The following is a 26,384-nucleotide window of genomic DNA, read 5'->3' on the forward strand; positions in this document are numbered from 1 at the left end:
CTACCTTACCAGTCTTCCTTGACGGCCATCACCGCGTCATGCCCTGCGGCGGCACGCCCCGCCAGCCAGGCGGTGAGTGTGCCCGCCAGCACGACGGAAATACCCAATGCCACCAGCCGCAACGTGGGCAGCGTCATCTCCATGGTCCAGTGAAAGCTCTGCGGGTTGACCACATGCACAAGCACCACCGCAACAGCCAGCCCCAGCCCCATGCCGGCGATGGTTCCCAGCGTGGTCCACGCGGCGCCCTCTGCGGCCACGACGCGCAGCACCTGGCGACGGGTCAGGCCCAGATGCACCAGCAAGCCAAACTCCTTGCGCCGCGCCAGCACCTGTGCGCTGAAGGATGCCGCCACGCCAAACAGGCCGATTCCGATGGCGACCGCCTGCAGCCAGTAGGTCACCGCAAAGCTGCGGTCAAAAATCTTCAGGGTGGTGGCGCGAATTTCCCGCGCAGAGCCAAACTCCATCAAGCGCCCCGCTGCACCTCCCGGGGTTCCTGCCTGCCGATCGGCGAGATCGCGCAGCGTCTGTTGCGTTTGCGCCAGATCGGCGTCGGGCTCCAGCCACAGCGCCAGGTCGTTCACGCGCTTGTCGCCGCTCAGACGCTCAAAGTCTGCCTGGTCCATGGCAATGGTGCCAAACTGGCGGGCGTAGTCGCGCCACACCCCTGCTATGAAAAACGTAGCTGCCTGCGCAGGTTCCGCGAGGGCTAGAGGCCTGAAATGCTCTGAAAGTGGGGGATAAGTGGTGCCGGGGCGGGCGCCATGCAAATCCACCATGGCTTCGCTCACGTAGATGCCGATCTGGCCCGGTGGCACGGGCAAGGCCTCGCCGACCAGCGGCAAGTTGATGCCTTTTCCATCGGGGCCCTGCAGTGGCCGGGCGATCAGGGTCACGGGTGGCTGGGAAGGGTCTGGCAGCAATTGCTGGTTGCGCTGGGTGGTCAGGCGCTGCACACCGGGCAGCTTTGCGGCCGCCTGTACAAAGGCCGGTTCAAAGTAGGCTGCGTCATTGGCGCTGCCGCTGCTGGCGCTGCGCACGTACAGCGCAGCGGGCAGCACGGTGTCCAGCCAGTCGGTTACCGAGGTGCGAAAGCTCGCCACCATCACCGTCAGGGCGACGGCCAAGCTGAGCGACGCTACCACGCCACTCACGGCCACTGCTGCGCTCTCCCTGACGCGGCGTGCCCGCTCCACCGCCAGCAGGGGTAGTGCCTGATGCGACACAAAGGGTGCCACGCGGTCCAGCACCGCGCCCACCAGCCAGGGCAGGCCGACAATGCCACCCACCAGAATCAGCGCCACGCTGGCGTAGGCCGCCAGCGGAATGCCCCACACCGGTGGCATCAACGCCAGCAGAAAACCGCCCAGCAGCAAGCCCGCGCCCAGCCAGGCCCGGCTTTTTTTCGGTTGCAGGGTGCCCAAGCCTTTGAGGGTTTGCGCCGCAGGCAGATTCTGTGCCCAGCGTGCGGGCCACCATGCGCCCAGCAGCGCGGCCAGCACCCCCAAGGCACCAAACACCAGAGCGGCTCCCCCATTCCATTGGAGCGCGGGTGCACCTCCCGAAAAGTATCCCCCACCCAAATCGCCCCCCAGCAGGCGCAATGCGGCGGCGGCCAGGCCCACACCCAGGCCAATTCCCAGCGCGCTCCCGCAGGCACCCAGAGCACCCGCTTCCAGCAACACCAGCTGCAGGCGCTGGCGGCCCGTCAGCCCCAGAACCCCCAGCAAGGCCAGTTGCGGAGCCCGGCGGCTCACGCTCAGGGCCAGTACCGAGAACACTAGAAATCCACCCGTGAACAAAGCTACCAGCGCCAGCACGGTCAGGTTGACCCGGTAGGCGCGCGAGAGCGTGTCCATGCGTTGCAGCGCGTCACCGGGTTCCACCAGTCTGGCATGGGCTGGCCAGTCGGGGGCTCCCTGCAGACCGCGCACAAAGGCCGTGCGGTCCACGCCGGCGCGCAGGCGCACATCTACCCGGGAGAGGCTTCCCGGCTTTTCAAACAACTCCTGTGCAGCGGCGATGTCCATCACGGCCAGCGGGCCGCCACTGGCACGCACGGTGCCTGCTACGCGCACCGTTTTGAGCTGCAGGCCGTGTTGCAGCTGGAGCGTGTTCCCGGTGAGGCGGCTTTGCGCACTGGGGTTCAAAAACACGGTGTCGGGAGCGAAGATATCCAGTCGGTCCGCGTTCGCAGAAGGCAGAGGCATCAGGTCAGGCACCACCTGGGCCACTTGCAAGGCGTCAATGCCGATGATGCGCAACAACACGCGGCTGGCGTCTCCGGTGCCCAGCGCGTAGGTACTGAGCTCCAGCACCGGGCTGGCCAATACCACGTCGGGGTGGTGGGCCAGGCGCGCATACAGCGCGTCGTCAATGCCCTCAGCCAACCCGCTGCCCGCCCGCAATTCCAGATCTGGTTGTCCACCCACGGATCGCACGGCCTGTGCGAACTCGTCCAATGCCGACGCGTTGATCAAATGCACCGAGAGCGCCAGGGCGACGCCCAGCATCACCGACACCACCGCAGCGGCGTTGCGCCACGGGTGGTTGCGCAACTCTTGCCAGGAAAACGTGCGAAGAAGGGGCCAGAGGGGAGAGGCCCTAAAAGATACCGAAGATGATGCCATGGTGGTCGATTGTGACAACCCGGCCTGGCGTCAGGATGGTTGTTTTCTATCGCTTCGCAGCAGGGTGAGGGCCAGCAATGCCGACGCCACCATCAAAAACAGGCTCACGGCGTTGAGCACGGGCGTGGCGCCCTCGCGCATGCGGCCGTACATCATGACCGTGAGTGGCGCGTCCGAGCCGACCAGCATCAGGGTGGTGTTGAAGTTCTCAAACGACATCAGGAAGGAAATGGCGGCAGCCCCTATCAGCGCAGGTTGCAGGTAGGGCAGCGTGATGGTGGCCAGCACAGCGGCTTTGGACGCACCCAGGTTGTAGGCGGCGTCTTCCAGCGTGGTGTCAACGCGCTTGAGCCGCGCGGTGATGGTGAGCGTGGCAATCGACACAATGTAGGAAAACTGGCCCAGCACCACCAGCGGCAATCCAGGGCGCAGAAAGTTCAGCTCCAAGCCCCACAGGTCGTCAGCCAGGTTGGCAATGCGGCTGGCAAAGGCCAGGATGGAGATACCCAGAATCACCCCGGGAATGACCAGCGGCGCCAGCATCAGCATCGACAGCGCCTGCTTGCCGCGGAACTGCGTTCGTTCTATCAGGAATGCGTTGGCGGTGCCTACTGTCACTGACAGCACCGTGACCCAGCAGGCCACCACCACGCTGGTCCACAGGCTGCCCAGCAGTGCAGTGTCGGCAAACAACCCGCGGCGTGCGCTAGTGGTTGCGGTGGACGCGCTGCCCATAAACCAGTCCAGCGTAAAGCCGTTCCACGGCGGTGCGGGGTAGGGCGCGTCATTGAACGCAAACACGGCCACCACGGCGAGAGGCAAAAACAGGAATGCAAAGAACAGCACACCGTACACCACGGTGCTGGCGCGCAGCCAGGCAGGACGGGGGAGTGAGGGGATCATGAGCGCTGCATCACTTCACCAAACTTCTGGCCCGAGAGTTTGAGCCCCAGCCACACGATGGCGGTGGACAGGCCCAGCAGCAAAAAGCCAAACGCGGCACCCTGCTCCCAGTTGAAGCGGGTGATGAACTGGGTATAAATTTGCTCGGTAAACCAGAGTGAATTCTTCCCGCCCAACAGCGTAGGCGTCAGGTAGTTGCCCAGCGTGAGCATGAACACCACAATGCAGCCCGCCACCATCCCCGGCGCGGCGTGCGGAATGATGATGTGGCGCAGGATGGACCAGCCATTGCCGCCCAGGTCGTAGGCCGCCTCAATGAGCGAATCGTCCAGACTCTCCAGCGCGCTGATGAGCGGAATCACCATGAACAGCATCGAGGTGTAGACCAGCCCCACCAGAATGGTGGCGTCGTGGTAGAGCAGCTCCACGGGAGCTGGCGTCAGGCCCAGCCACACCATCAGCCCCGGCAACACGCCGGACTCGCGCAGCAGAATCATCCAGCCCAAGGTGCGCACCGTCTCGCTCACCCAAAACGGAATCAGGCACAAAATGAACAGCATCGATTGGGCCCGCCCGCGTGCAATCTTGGCAATCGTCCAGGCAATGGGAAAAGCCATGAGCAGCGTGATGGCTGTGGCGAGTATCGACATGAGCGCCGTGCGCACAAAGGTGCGCCAGTACAAGGGCTCGTCAATAAACGTCAGGTATTGCGCAAGGCTGGGCTCATACACCCGGGGTGCCACCCGCGCGCGCAGCGACAGCACCGCTAGCTCGGCATGCGGCAGCACAATCAAACCCACCAGCCACAGCAGCGCGGGCGCCAGCAGCAGCATGGCCATCAGCCTGGCCTGCCCGGTTTTGGCGTTAGCTGACATCGCTGCTGTCGCTCTTTGCCGGTGCGGCAAAGCACACGGCACGTTGCGGATCAAAACCAAACACCACGTCTTCACCCGCGCGCAGGTCCGCAAACTGACCGGTTTGCGGCAGGGCTATGCGGAACTCGGCCTGGGTGGCTTTTTCGCGCAGCAGCACCGCGGAGTTGGCGCCGTCAAACAGCAGGCTTTCAATCCTGCCGGTGTAGTGGGGTTGGCCGGTTGCTATGAATTCGGTAGCGGTTCGCGCAAGCCGGGCAACCTCTGGGCGCACAAAAGCCTCTACGGCATCGCCCACCTTGATGGTGCCTTGCACCTGCGCATGGCGCGCGTGCATTTCCAGTCCATGGGCACTGGTGATTGCCACCACCTCGCCGTCCACACCGGTTGCCTTGCCCTGCACCCGGTTGTTGGCACCGACAAAGCCCGCCACAAACGGTGTTTGCGGCTGGTAGTACAAACTCTGGGGCGTGCCCAGTTGCTCAAACCGGCCATGGTTCATGACCGCCACATGGTCGGACAGCACCAGTGCTTCCGACTGGTCGTGGGTAATGTAGACAAAGGTGGTGCCAAAGGCAGCCTGCAGTTGCTTGAGCTCAATTTTCATGTGCTCGCGCAGCTTCAAGTCCAGCGCGCCCAGCGGTTCGTCCAGCAACAGCAGGGTGGGCTCCAGCACCAGGCTGCGGGCGATGGCCACGCGCTGCTTTTGCCCGCCCGAGAGCTGGTCCACCCGCTTGTCCTGCGCTCCGGGCAGGCTCACGCGCTCCAGCATCTCGCCGACGCGGCGTTTGATCTCGTCGCGCGCAATGCCGCGCCGCGCCAGACCATAGGCCACGTTCTCGCCGACATTCATCATGGGGAACAAGGCCAGGTGCTGGAACACCATGTTCACCGGGCGCTGGTTGGGTGGCACGCCGTTCATGGCTTTGCCACCGATGCGAATCTCGCCGGAATCGGGCCCTAAAAAGCCCGCCACCATGCGCAGAAGCGTGGTTTTGCCACAGCCCGAGGGGCCGAGGATGGAGAAGAAACTGCCCCGCTCGACGGTGAACGACAGGTCGTCCACCGCCATAAAGCCGCCGTAGCGTTTTCCAACGCCTGCGGCTTCGAGGTCGGGTTGCGATGTGCTCAAGGAATCGCTTAGTTGGCCGCTTTGATGCGGTCCAGCACGCGGCCTTCGATTTCTTCCACACCAGCGGGTACAGCGGGGTACCACTTTACGTTTTTCAGCGCGGCTTCAGGGAAGCTGGCCGCAAACTGGGCCTTGAGCTTGGCATCCATCAACTGGTCCGCACCTTTGGATGCGGTGAAATTACCGGCAGAGCCAGCCACTTTGGCGGCAATCTCGGGGCGCATGTTGAAGTTGATCCAGGCGTAAGCCGCTGCATCGTTCTTGCCTTTGGCAGGGATAGCAAAGGTGTCAATCCAGCCCAGTGCGCCAGACTTGGGGGCGATGAATTGAATCTCTGGCTTTTCGCCGTTGAGTTTCCAGCCGCCCGTGTCCCACATCATGGCGCCCACGATTTCACCCGTGCGCATGCCGTTGAGCAACTGGTCCTTGTTGTCCCAATAGAACTTCACATTGCCCTTGCAGGCAATCATGGTCTTGCCCACTTCGTCCATCAAGGCGCCATAGGCCTTGGGGTCGTTGTACAGGGCGAAGGGGTTCTTGCCGGATGCAAACGCAAAGGCCAGCAGCGTAGGGCGCTTCAGGCGCACGGCCACTTTGCCTTTCACATCGGCTCGGCACAGGTCGGGGTAGTCGGCCATTTGAGTCAGCTTGGTGTTGACCACCAGGCCATCGGTGCCCCAGATGTGTGGCAGGCCGTACACCTTGCCAGCCAACGTGGTGTTGCCCTTGGTGGCTTCCAGCATGGAGGGAATGAACAGCTCGGCTTTGAGCTTGCTCAGGTCCATGGGCTTGTATATGCCGAACTCTGCCTGTGGTCCGGTGATGCGGTCTTGCGAGGGCTGTGCCAGGTCAAAGCCTGCGCCGCCAGTGGCACGCAGCTTGGAGATCATCTCTTCGTTGTTGGACAGGGTCAGCTCCACCTTGTAGCCGGTCTCCTGTTCAAACTGCGCCACCACGGCTGCGGGTGCGTAGTCGGCCCAGGTCAGCAGACGCAGGGTTTTCTCTTGGGCCATGGCGGAGCCGGCCAAGCCGATGGCTGTGACAGCCGCCGCGATGAGTGCACGTTTGAATTTCATGGTGTATCCCTGTTCAGGTTGGAGTTGAAGCTGAAAATAGCAACAGATGAGAGGCTAAGACAACCAAATGACATTTTTATGTCAATTCAAAGGGTGCAGTCCTATGGTTTACCCGGTGCGGGTGCGGCTGTGCGTGGCGCGGGCATTTCGGCTCCGGTGCTTGCACAGCGTGTCAGAAGGCAACTCGCCGAACAGCGCGTGGTAGTCGGATGCGAAGTGCCCAAAATGCCAGAAGCCAAACTGTGTGGCAGCCTCGGTAACCGTTGCGGCGGACTTCAGCCTGAGCCGTACTGCATTCAAGCGCAGCGTGTTAAGCCAGGCCAGAGGACCCATACCCCATGTCGCCTGAAAACAATTCTGTAGCGTTCGGCGGCTGACGCCCAGCATCTTGCATAACTCGGCGACCGTAGGTGGTTCATCCAGTTGGGACATCACCAGTTCATGTGCGCGCCGCTCCAGAGCAGCATGTGAAGCAGATGTTCCGCGCCGGTCGTGTTCGGGGCTGGAATGGCCCGTGCAGTCTCCCAATACCGCGATAAGCTTGTCCAGCAATCCGTCGTGCACATGGCCTGATTGCACGGCAGATGCCAGCCATGCCGGGCTTTGCCTTGCAGCAGAAAAAAGCTCTTGGGCACAATTACGCAATGCTTCAATCGCTGTGGGCTCACCAAAATGCAGACGTGCCTTCTCAGTAATGGCGTTGGCCCGGTCCAGCGTGTCATCACAAAACAGGGCATGGAATAGCGGCAAGTCAATTTCAATGCCCAGCATGACATGCCGCTGGGGTGAACGAAATTCGAATCCTTCAGTGCCAGAGAAAACGTGGAGTTCGCACCCTGTGCCTACGTGTCCGCAAAACAGCGCGTCACCGGTGAGCAGCAGAGGAACGCCGAAGGCCACGACGTCGGGCCGCACTTTCCCTGTTTGGTGCACCGCCTGGTGCAGGTCCTCAATGAACAGGCTGACGCCTTCCAGTTTCAGACGGTCAACGCTCCCTTGAAAAATTCCGGCGGACAACTGCAGGTAATTTTGGTTCCACCCGTTGAGACTGGCGGCCTGCTCATCAATATCGTCAAAAAGAGAAGCGGACACGCCGTCGAAGCGCGCCTGTGCGCCCTCGATGTGTTGCACCGGAATGGGATGTCTAAGCGAAGCCACCTCCGCATTCTGCAAGTTCTATGCCATTGGGGAAATTGTTTTTTCAATTGCCGATTTGGGATAGCGCGGGCAGCGGCCGGCTCTCTAACATGCGTGCACGCACGCTGAAATGCGTACTTTTTCGTTCATCCACTCCGGAGAAAACCATGTCAGACCAACCGCATAAAACAGCCGATGAAGACTTGAAGTTGCTGCACAGCATGGGCTATGCCCAAGAGCTTGCGCGCACCATGAAAGGCTTTCAAAACTTCGCTATTTCCTTTTCTATCATCTGCATTTTGTCGGGCGGTATCAACTCGCTGGGGCAAGGCATTAGCGGGGTGGGCGGTGCTGCCATCGGTATCGGCTGGATTCTGGGCTGCGGTGTGAGTCTGGTTTTTGCATTGGGCATGGCGCAAATTGGTTCAGCCTACCCAACTGCGGGTGGTTTGTACCATTGGGGTTCCATTCTGGGTGGGCGCGGCTGGGGCTGGTTGACAGCCTGGTTAAACCTGATTGGCCTGGTCACCGTGCTGGGCGCCATCAATGTGGGTACCTTCAACTTTTTTCTTGGCGCCTTTGGCGGCTCTTTGGGTTGGGAGGCTGGCTTTGCCTTGCAAGCGGCCTTTGTGGTGAGTATTACCTTGGTGCAAGCCATCTGTAACCACGTGGGGATCAAGTTCACTGCCAAGCTCACAGACTTGTCGGGCTATCTGATCTTTGCCGTAGCCCTCATACTGACCCTGGCCTTGCTGTTCTATGCACCGTCGCTGGATGTTTCACGCCTGTGGACGTTCAAAAACTACAGTGGCCCGACCGGTGGTGATGTCTGGCCCGCCACAGACAGCATGTGGCTTCTGTTTGGCTTGGGCTTGTTGCTGCCGATCTACACCATTACCGGCTTCGATGCCTCGGCCCACACCGCTGAAGAAACCCACGACGCTGCGCGTGCAGTGCCCAAAGGCATTGTCAACTCGGTCCTGTGGTCGGCGCTGGCAGGCGGCGTCATGTTGTACGCCATTGTCCTGGCCATTCCTGATATGGACAAAGCGGCCGCCAGTGGCTGGAACGTGTTCTTTTTCACCCTCGATGCTGTGTTGCCGGCCCCGCTGAAGGTGACTTTGTATGTGGGCATTTTGATCTGTCAGTTTTTATGTGGTCTGGCTACCGTGACATCGGCCTCACGCATGATCTTTGCTTTTTCCCGTGATGGGGGTCTGCCGGCATCCAATGTCCTCAAGCGGGTACACCCCGCCTTCCGCACGCCGGTCGCCGCCATCTGGACTGCCGCACTCATCTCGATTGCCTTCACGCTCTACACCCCGGCCTACACCACCATCGTGTCGGTCACGGTAATTTTCATGTTCATGTCCTATGGCTTGCCGGTGATTGCGGGCTTGTTTGCCTACGGGCGCAGCTGGACCAAGATGGGTCCGTGGGACATGGGGCCGATGTACCGTGTGGTGGGCGTTCTTGCCATTGCAGCCACCGCGCTGGTGTTCTATCTGGGCGTGCAACCGCCCAACGATGCGGCCTTGATGATCACTCTCGTGTTTCTGGCTATTACCGCTGTCGTGTGGTTTGGTTTTGAGCGCCGCCGTTTCAAAGGCCCGCCGATGGGCACTGACGTTGCAAGTCGCCGGGCCGAAATCGCCGCAGCAGAAAAAGCCCTGCTGGCTAACGCGTGAACGCAAACAGGGGTAAGCAACATGGGTGAACCTCTTGCCCACCAGGTTGCCACCGAAGGTGCATGTGTTGCTTTTGTAGACATCGATGCCGAGGTAGCAGAACGAACCGCCGGGCAGAGGCGGTAGCGGGTACACCCATGGACGTGTTTTATGAGACTGCCCAAGGTGCCTGCCACAGGTTTGCACGTGCCATTGCGGTCGCGTACCGGGACGCATCTCTTTGTTGACAATGGATTCACCGCCATCTAAGGTTGGTCATGATGTTCTATTTCTGACATGCATTACTCACACACCATTGGTTCACACCGCTACCGGTTCGATGACTTGCGGACCTTGCTGGGTCGCGCCAGCCCAGCACGCTCGGGGGATCGCCTTGCAGGTGTCATTGCGGAGAATGCGCAGGAGCGCGTGGCAGCGCAGATGGCGCTGGCCGACGTGCCGCTTGCCACCTTTCTCAACGAAGCGGTGGTGCCGTACGAGACCGACGAGGTTACCCGGCTGATCATCGATACCCATGACGCTGCAGCCTTTGCACCGGTGTCGCATCTCACGGTGGGTGATTTTCGTAACTGGCTTTTAGGTGATGCGGCCAACGAACAGTCGCTGGCTGCACTGGCCCCCGGACTGACCCCCGAGATGGTGGCGGCGGTGAGCAAACTGTGCCGTGTGCAAGACCTGGTGCTGATTGCCCGCAAGTGCCGTGTGGTCACGCGTTTTCGCGGCACCATCGGACTGGCGGGGCGGCTGGCAACCCGCTTGCAGCCCAACCACCCCACAGACGATGCAGCGGGCATTGCGGCCAGCCTGCTCGATGGCTTGCTGCATGGCAGCGGCGACGCAGTGATTGGCATCAACCCCGCCACCGACAACGTGCCGCAGGTGGTGCGGCTGCTGCACATGCTCGATGAGGTGATCTCGGGCTACCGCATTCCCACCCAGTCGTGCATCCTCACCCACGTCACCAATACCTTGCAGGCCATGGAGCGCGGCGCACCGGTCGATCTGGTGTTTCAGTCCATTGGTGGCACCGAGGGCACCAACCGCAGTTTCGGTATTAACCTGGCTTTGCTGGGTGAAGCCCGCCAGGCAGCTCTGGCCATGCAGCGCGGTGCCATGTTCACGGACGGCCTGCGCGGTGAGCATGTGATGTATTTTGAAACCGGGCAGGGCAGTGCGCTGTCGGCGGGCGCCCACCACGGGTGTGACCAGCAAACCATCGAGGCCCGCGCCTACGCGGTAGCGCGGGCTTTCAAGCCACTGCTGGTCAACACGGTGGTGGGATTCATCGGACCCGAGTATTTGTTCGACGGCAAGCAGATCATCCGGGCCGGTCTGGAGGACCACTTTTGCGGCAAGCTGCTGGGCGTTCCCATGGGCTGCGATGTCTGCTACACCAACCATGCAGAGGCCGACTCCGACGACATGGATGCGCTGCTGACCCTGCTGTGCGCCGCGGGTTGCAACTTCATCATGGGCATTCCCGGTGCGGATGACATCATGCTGAACTACCAGAGCACATCGTTCCATGACGCGCTGGTCATGCGCCAGGTCATGGGGCTGCGCGCATCACCGGAGTTTGAGGAATGGCTTCAGACCATGGAGGTGTTTGAGCCGGGCAATGCCTCCCGTCTGATGGACCGGTTGCCTGCACCCTTTGCGGCAGCGCTCAAAAGGCTGGAGGCCTCCGCATGACCGACAAGCCCCTGGTGACGCTAGCGCTCTGGGATTCGCTCAAGCGCTTCACCGATGCGCGCATTGCACTTGGGCGCGCCGGCCACAGCCTGCCTACTGTGGCGCACCTGAATTTTCAACTCGCCCATGCGCAGGCCCGAGATGCCGTGCATTTGCCACTGGACGCATTGGGCGTGGCCGATTCGATTGAGGCGACGGGCTTGCAGACGCTGCAACTGCACAGCGCAGCGGTAGACCGGACCACCTATCTGCAGCGTCCCGACTTGGGCCGGCGCCTGGACGAAGACTCGCGGCAAGCGCTGGCGCAGTGGTCGGCATCGACATCGGGCCAAGAACGGTCAGACGTGGCGTTTGTGATCGTGGATGGACTCTCTGCTTTGGCTATTCACCAGAACGCCGCGCCCTTGCTGGCCGCGGTGGTAGCGCGCCTGCGTGGTGGCGCGGCACAGGCGTGGTCGATTGCTCCCGTAGCGTTGGTGCAGCAGGGACGCGTTGCCATCGGTGACGAAGTGGGACTGGCTCTGCATGCCAGCGTGGTGGTCGTGTTCATTGGCGAGCGCCCCGGGCTGAGCTCGCCTGACAGCCTGGGCATTTACATCACTTGGGCCCCCCGGCCCGGAACGACCGATGCCCAGCGCAACTGCATATCCAATGTGCGCCCGGCAGGGCTTTCGGTAGACGCTGCAGCCGCCAAATTGCACCACCTGCTGACGCAAGCACGCGCGCTGCAATTGACGGGTATTGGCCTCAAGGATGAGACCGACGACCCCGCTAGCTTGGCGCTATCCCATCCACCTGCAGCCTGAGCACCCGATCCGCTTTTGCGGTAGCGGCCACCGAGTGGGTTACCAGCACCAGTGAGGTGCCGTGCAGGCGGGTCTGCGCCACTAGCGCATCCATCACTTTGGCAGCGGTAGTGGGGTCCAGATTGCCGGTGGGCTCGTCGGCCAGCAACAGGGTGGGGCGGTGAATCAGCGCACGGGCAATGGCCACGCGCTGCAATTGCCCGCCGCTGAGCTGCTGCGGCAGGCGCCTGCCCAGTCCGTCCAGACCCACGGCCTCCAGCATGGCCTGCACCCGCGCGTCGTCAGGTGTGCCCAGCAGCAGCAAAGGCAGGGCCACGTTTTGTGCGACGTCCAGATGCCCCAGCACATGGAAGGCCTGGAACACAAAGCCCACCTTTTGGCGGCGCAGTAAAGCGCGGGCATCGTCGTCCAGTTGGCCCATGTCGGTGCCGTCCAGATGCACGGTGCCGCTGTCCCAGTGGTCCAGGCCCGCCATGCAGTTGAGCAGCGTTGATTTGCCCACGCCGGACTCGCCGACAATGGCCACGAACTCGCCGGGCGCCACGTCGAGCGAGACATTGGAAAACACGGCGTTTCCGTCATAGCGCTTGCTGAGTTGGTGGATATTGAGGCTCATGGTTCTCCTGCAAACGATGATATAGGCACAATGCAGAGCACTCCCTTTTAATCCACCAAAACCCCATGAAAACAAAAGCTGCAGTCGCCTGGAAAGCCGGCGCCCCCCTGACCATTGAAACAGTGGACCTGGAAGGCCCGCGTTTTGGCGAAGTGCTGATTGAAATCAAGGCCACCGGCATCTGCCACACCGACTACTACACCCTGAGCGGTGCGGACCCCGAAGGCATCTTCCCCGCCATCCTGGGCCACGAAGGTGCAGGCATTGTGGTGGATGTGGGCCCCGGCGTCACTACGCTCAAAAAGGGTGACCACGTCATTCCGCTGTACACCCCCGAGTGCCGCCAGTGCAAGTTTTGCCTCTCGCGCAAGACCAATTTGTGCCAGTTGATTCGTGGCACCCAAGGCAAGGGCGTCATGCCCGACGGCACCAGCCGCTTCAGCCTGGATGGCCAGCCCATTTTTCACTACATGGGCACCAGCACCTTCAGCAACTACACCGTGGCTCCCGAGATTTCGCTGGCTAAGATCCGCGAAGACGCGCCGTTTGACAAGGTCTGCTACATCGGCTGCGGTGTTACCACCGGCATTGGTGCCGTCCTCTTCACCGCCAAGGTCGAAGCGGGCGCCAACGTGGTGGTGTTTGGTCTGGGCGGTATCGGCCTGAACGTGATTCAGGGCGCCAAAATGGTGGGCGCCGACAAGATCATTGGCGTAGACCTGAACCCGGCGCGTGAAGCCATGGCGCGCAAGTTCGGCATGACGCACTTCTTGAACCCCAAAGCCATTGAAGCCGCAGGCGGCAATATTGTTGACGCCATCGTGCAGCTGACCGACGGCGGCGCCGACTACAGCTTCGAGTGCATCGGCAACACCCAGGTCATGCGCCAGGCGCTGGAGTGCACGCACAAAGGCTGGGGCCGCTCAATCATCATCGGCGTGGCCGAAGCGGGCGCTGAAATCAGCACCCGGCCGTTCCAGCTGGTGACCGGTCGCAAGTGGGAAGGCTCGGCCTTTGGCGGCGCCCGGGGCCGCACCGACGTGCCCAAAATTGTGGACTGGTATATGGAAGGCAAGATCAACATCGACGATCTGATTACCCACACCATGCCGCTGGAAGACATCAACAAAGGGTTTGACCTGATGAAGAGCGGCGAGTCGATCCGTGGCGTCGTCATTTACTAGTCAAATCGGCCTCTAGCCCGCGTGCAATATGCGCGGGTAGCTATCAAATGAATAGTGAAATGCATCCAAACCCATTGACCCTGCTGAGCGAACACACCTGCTTTGGCGGCGTGCAACGCTTCTACCAGCATGCCTCCACAGAAATCGGCTTGCCGATGAAGTTCTCGGTGTTTCTGCCGCCACTTGCCACCTTGGGTGCGGCATTGCAACCCGTGCCTGCGCTGGTCTATCTGGCCGGGCTCACCTGCAATGACGAAACCTTCATGACCAAGGCCGGAGCGCAGCAGTTTGCCGCGCAGCATGGCATGGCATTGATTGCGCCGGACACCAGCCCGCGTGGTGCCAACGTGCCCGGTGAGACTGACAGCTGGGACTTTGGCGCAGGGGCCGGGTTCTATCTGGACGCCACACAGGCACCGTGGGCCACCCACTACCGCATGGAGAGCTACATCACGCAGGAGTTGCTGCCGCTGGTTGCTGCGCACTTGCCGATTGACGCCAAGCGCATCGGCATCACCGGGCATTCCATGGGCGGGCACGGCGCGCTGTCGCTGGCACTCAAACACCCCGCCCTGTTTAAGTCAGTGTCCGCCTTTGCGCCGATCTGCGCGCCCACCCAATGCCCGTGGGGCCAGAAAGCTTTTAACGGCTATTTGGGTGCGGACCCCAGCACCTGGGCGGCGCACGACAGCGTGGGCCTGATGGCGGCCCAATTGTCAGCGCCCTACCCAGGAGGCATTCTGATTGACCAGGGGTTGGGCGATAAGTTTCTGGCAGAGCAGTTGCATCCGCAGTTGTTTGAAGCGGCTTGCGAAGCGGTCCGTCAGCCTTTGACGCTGCGCCGCCATGCGGGTTACGACCATGGCTACTACTTCATCTCGACTTTCATGGCGGACCACATCGCGCACCATGCGGCAATTTTGTAGCTATTTCGCTGCTCGCAGGCGGATATCAGCAAAGTTGCATTTGCGCAGCCTGTGCAGGGCTTTTCTGGAAGACGTGCCTGTCATGGCAGGACGTTTCATTGCTGGGGGTGACGTGTCCGCCGCAATAGCCCACGCCCGGTGCCACATGCCGCCCACAAAATACGGGCCGGCCCATTTGGGTATCGCCAATGGCGTGCTGGCATGTTTTGAAGGCTAGGTATTTCATTTCTTCAGGTTTTTGTTGTTGCATACAGGTTGTGACTGTATTCATTCGCACCTGAACGGTTTGTGCGGTACAGCACATCCGTGGGCCTGATGGCCGCTGGTGGCCAGTGCCTTCCTAGGCCAGGGCGGCACTGCCTATTTTTGCTGCCGCGCTTTGACCTTGGCACCGTCTTTAAGCTTGATATCGGGGTACACCACGACCTGCGTGTTCAGCACCAGCCCTTCGGGAACCCAGGCTTGCGTGCCGTTGCGTGCCTGCACAGTCACTTCCTGCAAGCGCACATGTCCACTGTCCAACACAAACACACCCGAACGTGACCCGATGGGAAACAGCGCACTCACCGGCACCATGACCGCGTTCTCCTCTACCTGCACCAGCAAGCGCACATCCACCTTGAACCCGTCACCCAGGCCCTTCCAGGTATCCGTTGGGGTGGTGATGTCGGCAATGACGTTGACTCGCTGCTCCTCCACACCCAACGCCGACACTTTGGTAAACGCCGCAGGCTCTACATAACGCACCTTGCCCTGAAGAACGCCAGGGCCACCCCAGTTCAGGAGTTGCACCAGCGTGCCGGGCACCACTTGCGCGGCCTCCTGGGTCAAGATGTCCACCACCACTTCCAAGCCTGCAGGGTCACCGATCTCCACCAAGCCGGTGCCCGCTTGCACCACGCCTTCGCTCTGCAACATGATCTTGAGCACCCTTCCCGCCACAGGCGAGCGCACGACCACTTCATCTTTGGTGCCCCGGCCTGCGATTGCGCGTGAGCCGACGTATTCGCGCAAAGGTGCGCGGGCCTGTTCCAAAACAAAAAGGGCGGCAGTTTGTGCCTGCCGGGCGACTTCCAGCTCGGTCCCCCGCAGCTGCTCAGCCAAGCGCGTTGTCTCGCTTTGGACGGCTGAGATGAAGCCCTGACGTACCAGTGCGCTGTTGCGCTGCACATCCTGGCGGCTTTGCGCCAGCGCTGCAGTGGCAGCCGCCACATTGGCCTGTGCCTGCGCCACTGCGGCTTGCGCGGAGCCCACGCGGGCAGCCTGTTCGGCTTGGCTGCGGGCATCCAGCAAGGCCGGGGTCAGTGGCGAGATGACTGCCACCGCACCGCCTTGCACTACGCTGTCGCCCTGCACCAGCAAAATGCGCGACAGGCGGCCCGCCACCGTGGTGGACACCACATAGCGCTCGCGCACGCGGGTTTTACCGTCCTCTTGCACGGCGCGCTCAAATCGGCCTTGGGTCACAAGCGCTACCTCCACTTCCAAGGGACTTGGCCAAAACGCCCATACCAGCCCGGCGACAAGAGCCAGAATAACAGCTCCCACAATGAGTTTGAATTTCAGGCCCTTACCAACCGATTGAGGCTGGTCAGTAACCGGCTTGTCTTTTGGTTGGCTTGGTGCTTGTTTTGGCGCTTGGCTTGTTTCTTGGTTCATGTTTGGTTCACTCGCGAGTTTTGAGTACGCTGACCAGGTCGAGCTGGTCGATACGGCGGCGCACGATCAAGGCGCTGACGACACCGGCCACCACCACACAGACCACTGCAAAGGCATAGGTGGCTGGCTGAATGGCAAATGGAAACGAAAACTCGTCGCTGCGAATCATCGTGACAATGCCTAGCGCCAACAGGTAACCCAGGCCCATGCCCAGGGGCAGCGCCAGCACAATTTCAATGCCCAGCTCGCCCAGCAAAATGGCAGACACCTCGGTGCGGGTGAAGCCCAACACGCGCAAGCTGGCGAGTTCCCAGGAGCGTTCGGCCAGCGCAATGCGCGCGTTGTTGTAAACCACCCCTACGGCGATGATGGTGGCAAATACCGTCAGCACCAGGCTGAAGACGAGGATGTTGCGGGCTGTCACATCGGTGATGTTGCGCGCCATCACCCGCTTGCTGACGGCCACACCCACGCGCGGCAACTCCTTCAGGCGGTTCAGCAGCTCCGGCTCATGGCCGCGCTCCACCGCGACCATGATCTGGTTAACCAGGTCGCCCTCGCGCAGCAGGGTGTTGAGCGCAGTGCGCTCCATGTAGGCGTTCATGCCCAAGAGCTCGTGCACCGTGCCGGTGACGGGCAGACTGAATATTTCACGCCGGCCCTCTTGCAACTCCACACGCACCAGGTCACCGGGCTTGACCTCCAGCTTCTTCGCAAGGCGGTCGGTCAATAGCAGCCCGTTGCGGGGTGCATTCAAAGCCTGCTTGTCCATGTTGACAATGCGAAACAGCTCGGGCACCTCTGCTTTGCCCTGAATGAAGCCGCGGTGATGGTGATTGGCGTTGACCAGCCGCACTGCCACATTGCGGCCGCCTTCCACCGCCGTCACATGCGGCAAATGGGCAGCGGCTTGCAGTGCACGGGCTGGCGTGACTTCCAGCAAGTTGATGGACACATCTCCCCGCAGCACCTGGCTGAACTGCGTATCCATCAGCACCACCACCGCATCGCGCATGAACGCACCGGTGATCACCGTGGCCATGGCCATGGCCACGCCCAATATGGTCAGCAGCGTACGCAGACGGTGGCGCTCCATGGTGCGCAAAATCATGCGCAGCGGCGGAGAGAACCACGCCTTCATGCCCCAACGCTCCAGCAGCATGGGCTTGTAAATACCGGGCGATGGTGGGCGCATGGCTTCTGCCGGAGCCAGCAGCACGGTGGCGCGAATGGCGCTGATGGTGGCCAGCACAGCCGCTGCAATAGCGACCCCGGCGGCTACCAGCATCAGCCCCGGTGCCAGGCGGTAGTTCAAGCCTGGAAAGCGGAATGTCTTGGCATACAAGCCCACGAACGCGTTGCCCAAAAAACCGCCCAGCGCGAGCCCCACGGCCAAGCCCAGTACCACGATCACCAGCACCATCTTGAGGTAGTGCCAGCCAATGGCGCGGTTGCCGTAGCCCAGTGCTTTCAACGCGGCTACCTGCTCACGCTGGCTGGCGATCTGGCGGCCCAGCACCACATTGAGCAAAAACGCGGCGACCGCCAGAAAGATGCTGGGCAACACCGTACCCATCACCCGCTGCTGCTTGATCTCGGAACTGAGAATGACATTCGACATCTGCTGGTCGCGCCCGTGCGCGCTGACACCGCCGTAGGGCGCGAGCAGCCGGTCCAACTGGTCGATGACTGCGCCCTCGCTGGCCCCGGGGCTCAGGCGCACCGTCACCTGGTTAAAGGCGCCTTCCATGTTGTAAGCCGTGGCCAAGGCCTGGCGGTCAATCCAGAAGATGCCAAAGCCACGCTGATCCGGCGACCCACCCAACCCCGCAAAGACGTACTCGGGCGACAAGCCGATGCCCACCAGGCGCAGGCGTTCACGTTTGCCGTTGATGAGCGCGGTTACCTCGTCCCCCGCTTTGAGCTGGTGGGCCTCGGCAAAGGCCTCTGACACCAGAGCGTCAATCGCCCCACTGCCGTGTACCTCCACCATGCGCCCGCTGCGCAGGGTTACGACGTTGAGCTGCTGCGGCGCAAGGGGGTCCAGGCCGATGAGCTGGCCTGCAATGGGGTCCGACACATCCGGAATGGTGATGGGTACCACCTGTGCCAGCCCGGTCTCTACGTGCGCCGCACCCTCTATCATTTCAAGTTGGCGCTGCAAGGCCATGGGTGCGCTTTTCAGGCTGCTGAACACATCGGCAAAGCGCGACTCGGCGTAGTACCTGTCGCGCGACCACGACAGCGAGTCGAACGCGCTGAAGCTGGTGACAAAGCCGCCCACCCCGCTGGCAACCACCAGAGCGATTGTGAGCGCCTGGCTCCACATCAGACGCAAATCACGCAGCAGTTTGCGGTCGAGGGTTTTCATGGCGTGGGGCTCACCACGCCAGCTCGGAGGGCGCGACCTTGTGGTCGTTTTGCTCGATGCGCTCAATGCGCCCGCCGCTCAGATACAGCACGCGGTCTGCCATGCCCGCAATGGCGGCGTTGTGCGTGATCACAATGGCGGTAGTACCCATTTCGCGGTTGATGCGGGCAATGACCTCCAGCACCAACTTACCCGTCTGGTAGTCCAGCGCGCCCGTGGGTTCGTCGCACAACAAGACTTCCGGTTTTTTTACAATGGCGCGCGCTATGGCTACGCGCTGCTGCTCTCCGCCCGAGAGTTGGGACGGAAAGTGATCGACCCGCTCGGCCAAACCCACCAACGTGAGCGCCTCTACGGCGGGCATCGGGTCCTTTGCAATGTCGGTCACCAGCTCTACGTTTTCCCGCACCGTCAGGCTGGGAATCAGGTTGTAAAACTGGAATACAAAGCCCACATGGTCGCGACGGTACAGCGTCAGCTCGTCGTCTGTGGCGTGGGTCAGGTCGTGGTCGGCAAACTGCGCGGTGCCACTGGTGGGGCGGTCCAGCCCGCCCAATATGTTGAGCAAGGTAGATTTGCCGCTGCCCGAGGCACCCAGCAACACAATGAACTCGCCCTTGTAGATGGTCAGTTCCACGTCCAACAGCGCATTGACCTTGACCTCACCCATGTCGTAGGTCTTGGACAGGCCTTTGGCTTGGAATACGGCCGCTCTGCCGGATGCGTCAGATGGCGTAGCAGGGTCAGCGGCTGTAACCGCAGCCGGTGCGGCCGTGGCGGGAGTAGTAGCCAATACATCAGGCATAAGCCCCTCGTTTGGTGATGTGGCTTGAAATAGCGAGTGTGCAGGCTCGCCGCCCCAAGCGTATGTTCGCTAACGCACAGTGGAGGCCACACGGAAATCAAAAAGCCGCGCAGCCCTGCGCGCTTAAAAGTGAAGTACAAGACCACCCCATTGAACGCTAAAAACCCATGGCGAACCAACATTTCTGAGCGTCATGGACGGCGTTCCTGGCCGAGCCGGTATCGAGTTCAGTCCACTGCGACTCGATTTTCAGAGCCCGCCTGCTGAATTTCACTAATAGGTACGGACAGGTACGGATGTCCATTCTCGATACCAATGTGATTTCAGAAGTGCGCAGGTGGGCCGCAGAACAGTCCACTAGCGGGCTCTTTCATTGAAGCCACAGCCATTGAGCACGGCTTTACAGTCGTCACGCGCAACAGGCTGGGATTCAAATACGCACGATCAGCCAATCGGATACGCCCAGACTTCGTTTGAATAGTCGCTGTATTCGTTGCACCAGCAACTACGTTTTCCTGAGTTCGGAGCGTGTTCGAAATACAACCGTATGTTGCCCTCGGTCACATCCTGCACATGGGCGGCGATGTGCACCAGCTCTGGGTCATAAGCGATGGCAGCAATGCCGAACTAAGCGGCCGCTGAACGAATAGCAACCTGATCAGTTACGAAAAAGTTACATAAAACAATTTGCTTTATCACTGAATCTTTATATATTACCCATGTGCCCTGGATGGCTATTGACCCAGGCTAACCGGGTGGGCCTGTTGCGGCCAGCAGTGAAGGCCCAAATTTCTGGACAACGTTTCTGCTCAGGAGCGCGGTTTGGCGACACAGATTGGAGACGTTATGAATCAGTCAACGGTCAGATTCACTGCCTTCGGCAGTATTCAGATATTCGTGACATGGGCATTTTTGTGCCTGTTCGCGATGGTCGGCCAGGCCTCGGCGGCGCTCAGCTTGTCGCCCACCACGGTCGCCCTTTCGGCTGGCACCTATTCCACGGTCAAGATCAGTGGTGCAAGTGGCGAGGTCCAGGCCGAATCGAAAAACACTGCGGTGGCGACGGTGTCGCTGTCGAACGTTGGCCAGAGCGGCGCAACCTTGAATGTATTCGGCAAGGGCGCTGGAAACACCCAGGTTCTCATTCGAGATGGCACGTCGCAAATCGTCAGCTTGTCAGTCACGGTTGTGGCGGCCACGACGATGACTGTGGCTCCGACAACGCTCTCGTTGGTGGCTGGAGGCAACGGCATCCTCACCGCCAGCAGGGTATCGGGCACGCTTTCGGCCAGTTCGTCGAATGCGACGGTTGCCTCGGTATCGGTTTCCGGCAATGTGGTTACCGTCAAGGGTAGTGCCGCCGGCAGTGCGCTGGTGGCGGTGAAAGATGGCAAGACCACGGTTAACGTGCCGGTGACGGTGACAGCCTCCGGTGGGGCTGGCAGTGGCGGGAAATTCTCGCTTCTTGCTTGGAATGACCTTGGCATGCATTGCGTGGATGGCAAGGACTATTCGGTATTCTCGATCCTGCCGCCGTTTAACAACCTGCACGCGCAACTTGTCAATGCATCCACTGGCAAGGCGGTGACCACGGGCGTGACGTTAACCTACGAGGCGGTTGCCGACCCGTCCGGCTCGATCAATACCACCAGCGTAGGTAAAACGAATTTCTGGGCCTTCGCCAAGACAATCTATGGCGCGTCACCGGCCCCGGATGTCGGCCTGACCGGATTTTCCACCCCTTCGCGTACCGCCAAGCCGCTGTCACTGAACGTGGCCAACGGTTGGTTCGAAGCCACCGGCATCCCCATCACGCCGGTGGACGACATCGGCGCCAAGAATTTCTACCCGACCGTGAAAGTCACGGCAAAAGACGCTACCGGCAAGGTCCTTGCGACGACCACAACCGTCCTTCCTGTGAGCGATGAGATGACCTGCGCCGCATGCCACGCCTCGCGCCCGGTGACGGAAACCAACACCGCGCGTCTTGCGGCAAAGCCCAAAGCGGGTTGGGTGAATGACGCCAACACAGAGACCGATTGGAAGAAGAACATCCTTCGTCTGCACGACCAGATGCAGGCAGGCAACGCCAAGTACCAGTCCGCGTTGTCTGCCAAAGGATTGACGGCAGGTCTGTATGCCTCGGCTCTGGCGGGCACACCGGCGCTGTGCGCAACCTGCCACGCCTCCAACGCACTGCCGGGCACAGGAATTGCCGGCGTCTCTGCGCTCACCAGCGCACTGCATACGCGCCATGCCAAGGTCATTGAGCCAGCCACCATGCTCACACTGGACGCCAGTACCAATCGAAGTTCCTGCTACGCATGCCACCCCGGCTCGGTGACCAAATGTCTGCGCGGCGCGATGGGCAATGCGCTTGATGCCAATGGAAATATGGAAATGGGCTGCCAAAGCTGCCACGGCAACCTGACCAAGGTTGGCGACCCTAAGCGGGTGGGCTGGCTGCAACAGCCCAATTGCCAGGCCTGTCACTTCGACGGCAAGCGCACTCTGACTGCGGTTGATGCGTCGGGCAATTTGATCAAGCCTGCCGACACCCGGTTCGCCACCAACCCGAACACTCCGGGAACGGGCTTTAGCCTGTTCCGCTTCAGCAAGGGGCACGGCGCCATGCAGTGCGAATCTTGCCACGGCTCCACGCATGCCGAGTACCCCAGTTCGGAGGTCAACGACAACCTGCAAAGCATCGCGTTGCAGGGGTATGCGGGAACGGTGCGCGAGTGCACGGTCTGCCACGCGACGCCGCCAATGACCGCCACGGGCGGGCCCCATGGCATGCACACCATTGGAGCAGCCTGGGTACGCGGACATGGTGATTTTGCGGAGGCAAACTCGGCGCAATGCAGCTACTGCCACGGCAGTGACTACCGGGGTAGCCCCCTGGCGCAGGTGAAGGTGGCCCGTACTTACATCATCGACAACGGACGCAGCTACAACTACACCGCTGGGCAGAAGGTGGGCTGCTACGACTGCCACAACGGACCCAGGCCCTAAGACGCAGCGGGCGGATGGTTGATACGATACGCTACTAAAACATGAGCGTGCTACCCACGATCTATCAGGGCTAGTGACCAATTTACTTCGAAGGAAAGCATTGAAGCCGGTCACCGCTGAAAGCCGACCCGCTATTCCGTCGTTTTTCCATCAAAGTGTTCGTTGTCCGCCTCCGCCGCATCGCGGGTAGGGTGGACGGCGCCGTCTCGATGATTTGGCGGCGCATAAAGCGTATAGGGCTTCAGCGGAACGGTGCCGGTGTTGATGATGTTGTGTTTCGTCCCGGCAGGGACCAGCACAGCAAAGCCCGCGCTGATCGCCGTGCGAACCTCATCAAGAACCGCCTCCCCCGTCCCTTCCTCGACGAGAAAGAACTGGTCGAGCTTGTGGACCTCAGCCCCTATCTCCTCTTTGGGTTTTAACGCCATGACGACGAGTTGGTAGTTCTTAGCCGTGTAAAGCACTTGGCGAAACTCTTCATTCTTGACAGCGATGCCCTCAATGTCTTGCACATAGCCTTTCATGACAGCTCTCGTTTCGTTTGTTTGCCAGAGTGCTGTGTTCCCGATGTGCATGATGGATCAGGTTCTTGAGCGTTTTCATTGCAAGAACTTTAGCTCGAACACCGAGAGGCCATATTTGCGATATGTCAACGCATTCAAGAACTGACCCTCCGTTGGGAGGTCAATGACCCGCTATCGAGATGCTTTGCCACCACCTGACGCTCTGGCAAGGAGCGCAACCAGCTGCGATTCTCGGGTTCTAAGAAAATAGGGGTACTAGCCCCCGTAGAACCTGCGGGGGTAGCTATTGTTTTAATAGCATTTTTTTGGGCGTGAAAATGCGGCAGGGGCAGGCCCGGCATCCGGTACACCTCCAGCGCGCGCTGAATGCGCTGGCGGTCTGCCGGTGTCAGCCTTGCAGCGGTCACCGGGTCACACCTTTTCTAGCTGGGACTTCACCCGATCGACAACGGCGCCCGGAAGCAGTCACCTGCTGTCGAGGTCCTGCCGTCGCACCATGACGTTGGCGCAGTTGGGCCAGCCCGCACCGGGCGCACGAAACCTCACGCTGGCAAGGGTTGCAGCCTACCTGTCACAGGTAGCGCGCCATCTCACGCCGCATACTGCCGCACACTTGGCCCCGGGCAACTTGTATAGTCAACCATGGTCACCCACTTGCTAACCACCAAGCTTTTCGCGCCGCCGCCGCCATTGCGCAGCGTGGAACGTCAGCGGTTGATGCAACGCTTGGACGCGGGTCTGCAGGGCAAGTTGACGTTGGTGTGTGCGCCGGCTGGTTTCGGCAAGTCGACCCTTGTGGGCGCCTGGGCCCAGACCTGCGAGCACCCGAGCGCCTGGCTTTCACTTGATGCGGGGGATCGGGATCCGAACCAGTTTGCGGCGTACTTGACCGCCAGCTTGCGGTCCATCTCCGGCGATCTGGGCGATGGTGCGTTGGCGCTGGCCCAAGCCAGACCCAGGCCGACTCCAGAAGCGGTGCTGATCCATCTGATTAACCGACTTGTCATGCGGCGCGGCAAGCTGGTGCTGGTATTGGACGATTACCAGTTCGCCAGCAGCTTGGAAGTTGACGCATTGCTGGCTTTCCTGATAGGCAATCTGCCTGCGCAACTGTATCTGGTGGTCGTGTCGCGTGAAGCGCCGGCCATCCCGTTGGCGCGGTTGCGCGCGCGGGGCCAAGTGCTCGACATAGGCCCGCACGATCTGCGTTTCGTTGCCGATGAAACCAGGCTTTTTCTGAACCAGTCGATGGCGCTGGGGTTGACCGAACTCCAAGTTCAAGCATTGGAAGCGCGCACCGAAGGTTGGCCCGCAGGCTTGCACATGGCGGCCATGGCGCTGGCCAAGCAAAGCGATGCGGAGTCGTTCATCCAGTCGTTCACCGGCAGCCATCGGTTGGTGCAGGACTACCTGCTCGAAGAAGTGCTGCAGCGCCTGCCCGCAGACGTTCAGGCGTTCCTTTTGCGAACGTCGGTTCTGGAACGCATGTGTCCAGAGCTCTGTGATGCCGTTACGCTGGCCGAGGGGGGCTGCGAATCCCTGCGCAAACTGGATCTGAGCAACCTGTTTGTGGTGCCGCTTGACGACGATCGCCGTTGGTACCGGTACCAGCATCTCTTTGGTGCGATGTTGCAACAACGCCTGCTTGAGAGCGAAGCGGTGGCGCCCTTGCATTTGCGAGCCAGTGCCTGGTTTGAGAGCCAGGGCATGGTCAGTCAGGCTTTACACCACGCGGTGGCTGCCGGCGACACGTCGCGCGCCTTTCAGGTGGTCCAAGGGCATGGCATGCCGCTGTATTTTCTGGAGGACGCCGAGCCTGTGTTGCAGTGGTTGCAGGACCAGACACCGCCGTATCTGGACGCCCACCCGCCCCTGTGGCTGATGCTGGCTTGGTCGTATCTTGCGACCAGTCAACACAGCCGGATGCGGGCCCCCATCATCGGTGCCGAAACGGCGATCGAATCCGCCTTGCATCATCCCGCCTATCGGAGCTGGCGCGGTGAATTGAATGCGGTTCGCGCCTGGGAGGCGGTGGCCCTTTGCGACCCGGTTGCGATCGAGCGGGAAGCCACCTTGGCGCTGGAGTGGCTGCCCCATGACAACCTTGCCGTGCGCATAACGTGCCAGTGTGCGCTTGGGGTGGCGCACCAGTTCAGCGGCAACCGCGTGGCGGCCAAACGCGTCTATGGCGAGGTCGTTCCGATAGCCGAGTCCTGCGGCAACCGCATGTTCACTATCGTCGCCTGCATTGCGCTGGGGCACCTGCAGGAGGACGACAACCACCTGCACCTGGCGGCACGTACCTACGCACGGGCGCTGCAGGTATTGGGCGATCAGCCACACCTGGTTGCCTGCGAGGTTCATCTGGGCTTGGCGCGCATCCACTACCAGTGGAACGACCTCGACGCCGCAGCGATGCACGCAGACAAAAGCAGCCGCCTCGCGGCGCTGCTGGAATGCGACTCCGCACTGGGCGCTGACGCATTGCGCGCACAGATCCTGTTGTCCCGCGCCCAGGCCGATGCGGCGCTGACGCTGCTAACCCAGGCCAGCACCGCAGCACAGACCAGAAACCAGCAGGGTGGCAGGCTCTCTATCGCAGAAGTACAGGTGCAAGCGTTGTTGCAGACCGGTCAGGTCATCGCCGCCGCTCAGATCGCGCAAGCCCAGGCGCTGCCTCTGGCGCATTCCTGGGTCTTGCTTGCCAGCGGGCAGGCACTGCAGGCGCATGAGTCTCTGACCGCTTTCCTGGAGGCGTCACGGGTTGATTCGCGGGGTGGCGCTTCGACCGCTGAAGTCTTGCGCGCGCTGCTGCTCAAGGCGCTGGCGTTGGATGCCTTGGACTCGTCCGACGCTGCACTGACCGTGCTGGAAGAGGCCATGGCGCTGGCGGAGCCACAGGGCTGCGTGCGCGCTTTCGTCGACCTGGGCGGGCCGATGCATCGCCTCTTGGACAAGGCAACGCACGGCACGCGGCCGCGGTACACGGCCATGCTGCTCGACGCCATGCAGCGACAACTGATCGCGATGGCGCCTGTTTCACCCGGCAACGCGCCGGCGCAAGAGCAACCGAATACGCCCCCTGGCCTGGCGGATCCCTTGAGCGAGCGCGAGCTGCAGATATTGACGTTGATTTGCAAAGGTCTTTCCAACCAGGAAATCGCCCAACAGATCTTCGTGTCGCTGAGCACAGTGAAGTGGCACAACCAGAACATTTTCGACAAGCTGGACGTGCAGAGGCGCACGGAGGCCGTTGCGCGGGCACGGGAACTGAAACTGTTGTGAGCCACGGGGTGGTTTGGAAGAACCGTACTTAAGTGCGGCGACCTGGCTAGGTCTATTGGT

The 26,384-nt window shown here is 61.2% G+C and carries 18 protein-coding genes and 1 pseudogene; 7 read left to right on the plus strand and 12 right to left on the minus strand.

The genetic code is table 11. From position 1 onward, the window contains the following. Positions 1–5: 5 nt before the first annotated feature. From AC097W_RS02445 to AC097W_RS02470, 6 genes are all read right to left on the minus strand, one after another. Positions 6–2,633: an FtsX-like permease family protein gene (locus AC097W_RS02445; protein WP_479600726.1), complete on the minus strand. Its 2,628-nt coding sequence runs from the start codon at positions 2,631–2,633 to the stop codon at positions 6–8. Positions 2,634–2,663: 30 nt separating this feature from the next. Continuing rightward, entirely contained in the window at positions 2,664–3,536 is an 873-nt protein-coding gene (locus AC097W_RS02450) for an ABC transporter permease (protein ID WP_479600727.1), read from the minus strand. Then, positions 3,533–4,411 (minus strand): ABC transporter permease, encoded by an 879-nt coding sequence (locus tag AC097W_RS02455; RefSeq protein ID WP_479600728.1) that lies wholly within the window; start codon positions 4,409–4,411, stop codon positions 3,533–3,535. Before AC097W_RS02455 ends, AC097W_RS02450 begins: the two co-directional genes overlap by 4 nt. Then, positions 4,401–5,540 carry an ABC transporter ATP-binding protein gene (locus AC097W_RS02460; RefSeq protein WP_479600729.1) on the minus strand — a complete coding sequence of 380 codons (1,140 nt, stop codon included), beginning with the start codon at positions 5,538–5,540 and terminating at the stop codon, positions 4,401–4,403. Before AC097W_RS02460 ends, AC097W_RS02455 begins: the two co-directional genes overlap by 11 nt. Before the next feature lie 8 nt (positions 5,541–5,548). Beyond that, positions 5,549–6,616, minus strand: a complete 1,068-nt coding sequence (locus tag AC097W_RS02465) for an extracellular solute-binding protein (RefSeq protein WP_479600730.1) — start codon at positions 6,614–6,616, stop codon at positions 5,549–5,551. A gap of 108 nt (positions 6,617–6,724) precedes the next feature. Then, positions 6,725–7,774: a helix-turn-helix domain-containing protein gene (locus tag AC097W_RS02470; RefSeq protein ID WP_479600731.1), complete on the minus strand. Its 1,050-nt coding sequence runs from the start codon at positions 7,772–7,774 to the stop codon at positions 6,725–6,727. A 146-nt stretch (positions 7,775–7,920) separates the two neighbouring features. Here AC097W_RS02470 and AC097W_RS02475 point away from each other — a divergent pair, with 146 nt between their 5' ends. The 3 genes from AC097W_RS02475 (at position 7,921) to eutC (ending at position 11,939) form a co-directional block, all read left to right on the plus strand. Then, complete coding sequence (locus tag AC097W_RS02475; RefSeq protein WP_479600732.1) at positions 7,921–9,441, plus strand: APC family permease; 1,521 nt, start codon at positions 7,921–7,923, stop codon at positions 9,439–9,441. Positions 9,442–9,717: 276 nt separating this feature from the next. Then, positions 9,718–11,133 carry an ethanolamine ammonia-lyase subunit EutB gene (locus tag AC097W_RS02480; RefSeq protein WP_479600733.1) on the plus strand — a complete coding sequence of 472 codons (1,416 nt, stop codon included), beginning with the start codon at positions 9,718–9,720 and terminating at the stop codon, positions 11,131–11,133. Further along, positions 11,130–11,939, plus strand: coding sequence for an ethanolamine ammonia-lyase subunit EutC (gene eutC, locus AC097W_RS02485; RefSeq protein ID WP_479600734.1), 810 nt, complete (start codon positions 11,130–11,132; stop codon positions 11,937–11,939). The genes AC097W_RS02480 and eutC overlap by 4 nt, the downstream gene beginning before the upstream one ends. On the opposite strand, the gene AC097W_RS02490 is transcribed toward eutC, so the two are convergent. Then, positions 11,905–12,555, minus strand: a complete 651-nt coding sequence (locus tag AC097W_RS02490) for an ABC transporter ATP-binding protein (protein ID WP_479600735.1) — start codon at positions 12,553–12,555, stop codon at positions 11,905–11,907. The genes eutC and AC097W_RS02490 overlap by 35 nt on opposite strands. 65 nt (positions 12,556–12,620) lie before the next feature. Here AC097W_RS02490 and AC097W_RS02495 point away from each other — a divergent pair, with 65 nt between their 5' ends. Then, positions 12,621–13,739, plus strand: coding sequence for an S-(hydroxymethyl)glutathione dehydrogenase/class III alcohol dehydrogenase (locus tag AC097W_RS02495; protein ID WP_479600736.1), 1,119 nt, complete (start codon positions 12,621–12,623; stop codon positions 13,737–13,739). Positions 13,740–13,798: 59 nt separating this feature from the next. Then, on the plus strand, positions 13,799–14,665 hold the full coding sequence (fghA, locus tag AC097W_RS02500; protein WP_479600737.1) for an S-formylglutathione hydrolase: 867 nt from the start codon (positions 13,799–13,801) through the stop codon (positions 14,663–14,665). Positions 14,666–15,025: 360 nt separating this feature from the next. On the opposite strand, the gene AC097W_RS02505 is transcribed toward fghA, so the two are convergent. The 3 genes from AC097W_RS02505 to AC097W_RS02515 all read right to left on the minus strand — a co-directional run bounded on the left by AC097W_RS02505 (position 15,026) and on the right by AC097W_RS02515 (position 19,365). Beyond that, on the minus strand, positions 15,026–16,132 hold the full coding sequence (locus tag AC097W_RS02505; RefSeq protein ID WP_479600738.1) for an efflux RND transporter periplasmic adaptor subunit: 1,107 nt from the start codon (positions 16,130–16,132) through the stop codon (positions 15,026–15,028). 199 nt (positions 16,133–16,331) lie between these two features. Beyond that, on the minus strand, positions 16,332–18,695 hold the full coding sequence (locus tag AC097W_RS02510) for an ABC transporter permease (RefSeq protein WP_479600739.1): 2,364 nt from the start codon (positions 18,693–18,695) through the stop codon (positions 16,332–16,334). Positions 18,696–18,705: 10 nt separating this feature from the next. Next, complete coding sequence (locus AC097W_RS02515) at positions 18,706–19,365, minus strand: ABC transporter ATP-binding protein (RefSeq protein ID WP_479601282.1); 660 nt, start codon at positions 19,363–19,365, stop codon at positions 18,706–18,708. Between the two features lie 981 nt (positions 19,366–20,346). Between AC097W_RS02515 and AC097W_RS02520 the strand changes: the two genes are divergently transcribed. Beyond that, complete coding sequence (locus tag AC097W_RS02520) at positions 20,347–22,515, plus strand: multiheme c-type cytochrome (RefSeq protein WP_479600740.1); 2,169 nt, start codon at positions 20,347–20,349, stop codon at positions 22,513–22,515. Positions 22,516–22,646: 131 nt separating this feature from the next. Here AC097W_RS02520 and AC097W_RS02525 read toward each other — a convergent pair whose 3' ends face one another. Next, positions 22,647–23,039 carry a cupin domain-containing protein gene (locus tag AC097W_RS02525; protein ID WP_479600741.1) on the minus strand — a complete coding sequence of 131 codons (393 nt, stop codon included), beginning with the start codon at positions 23,037–23,039 and terminating at the stop codon, positions 22,647–22,649. 134 nt (positions 23,040–23,173) lie between these two features. Further along, a pseudogene (locus tag AC097W_RS02530) lies at positions 23,174–23,449 on the minus strand (tRNA (adenosine(37)-N6)-dimethylallyltransferase MiaA); the annotation flags it as partial. 232 nt (positions 23,450–23,681) lie between these two features. Here AC097W_RS02530 and AC097W_RS02535 point away from each other — a divergent pair. Beyond that, positions 23,682–26,324, plus strand: coding sequence for a winged helix-turn-helix domain-containing protein (locus AC097W_RS02535; protein ID WP_479600742.1), 2,643 nt, complete (start codon positions 23,682–23,684; stop codon positions 26,322–26,324). Positions 26,325–26,384 lie beyond the last annotated feature (60 nt).

This window comes from Rhodoferax sp. GT1R46, assembly GCF_056521285.1.

What these genes read in the sequence shown, in the direction of transcription:
- AC097W_RS02525 (WP_479600741.1), bottom strand. Translation starts at nt 23,039, where the DNA reads ATGAAAGGCTATGTGCAAGACATTGAGGGCATCGCTGTCAAGAATGAA.
- AC097W_RS02465 (WP_479600730.1), bottom strand. Translation starts at nt 6,616, where the DNA reads ATGAAATTCAAACGTGCACTCATCGCGGCGGCTGTCACAGCCATCGGC.
- AC097W_RS02520 (WP_479600740.1), top strand. Translation starts at nt 20,347, where the DNA reads ATGAATCAGTCAACGGTCAGATTCACTGCCTTCGGCAGTATTCAGATA.
- AC097W_RS02535 (WP_479600742.1), top strand. Translation starts at nt 23,682, where the DNA reads ATGGTCACCCACTTGCTAACCACCAAGCTTTTCGCGCCGCCGCCGCCA.
- AC097W_RS02515 (WP_479601282.1), bottom strand. Translation starts at nt 19,365, where the DNA reads ATGGGTGAGGTCAAGGTCAATGCGCTGTTGGACGTGGAACTGACCATC.
- fghA (WP_479600737.1), top strand. Translation starts at nt 13,799, where the DNA reads ATGCATCCAAACCCATTGACCCTGCTGAGCGAACACACCTGCTTTGGC.
- AC097W_RS02490 (WP_479600735.1), bottom strand. Translation starts at nt 12,555, where the DNA reads ATGAGCCTCAATATCCACCAACTCAGCAAGCGCTATGACGGAAACGCC.
- AC097W_RS02445 (WP_479600726.1), bottom strand. Translation starts at nt 2,633, where the DNA reads ATGGCATCATCTTCGGTATCTTTTAGGGCCTCTCCCCTCTGGCCCCTT.
- AC097W_RS02480 (WP_479600733.1), top strand. Translation starts at nt 9,718, where the DNA reads ATGCATTACTCACACACCATTGGTTCACACCGCTACCGGTTCGATGAC.
- AC097W_RS02495 (WP_479600736.1), top strand. Translation starts at nt 12,621, where the DNA reads ATGAAAACAAAAGCTGCAGTCGCCTGGAAAGCCGGCGCCCCCCTGACC.
- AC097W_RS02450 (WP_479600727.1), bottom strand. Translation starts at nt 3,536, where the DNA reads ATGATCCCCTCACTCCCCCGTCCTGCCTGGCTGCGCGCCAGCACCGTG.
- AC097W_RS02455 (WP_479600728.1), bottom strand. Translation starts at nt 4,411, where the DNA reads ATGTCAGCTAACGCCAAAACCGGGCAGGCCAGGCTGATGGCCATGCTG.
- AC097W_RS02510 (WP_479600739.1), bottom strand. Translation starts at nt 18,695, where the DNA reads ATGAAAACCCTCGACCGCAAACTGCTGCGTGATTTGCGTCTGATGTGG.
- eutC (WP_479600734.1), top strand. Translation starts at nt 11,130, where the DNA reads ATGACCGACAAGCCCCTGGTGACGCTAGCGCTCTGGGATTCGCTCAAG.
- AC097W_RS02475 (WP_479600732.1), top strand. Translation starts at nt 7,921, where the DNA reads ATGTCAGACCAACCGCATAAAACAGCCGATGAAGACTTGAAGTTGCTG.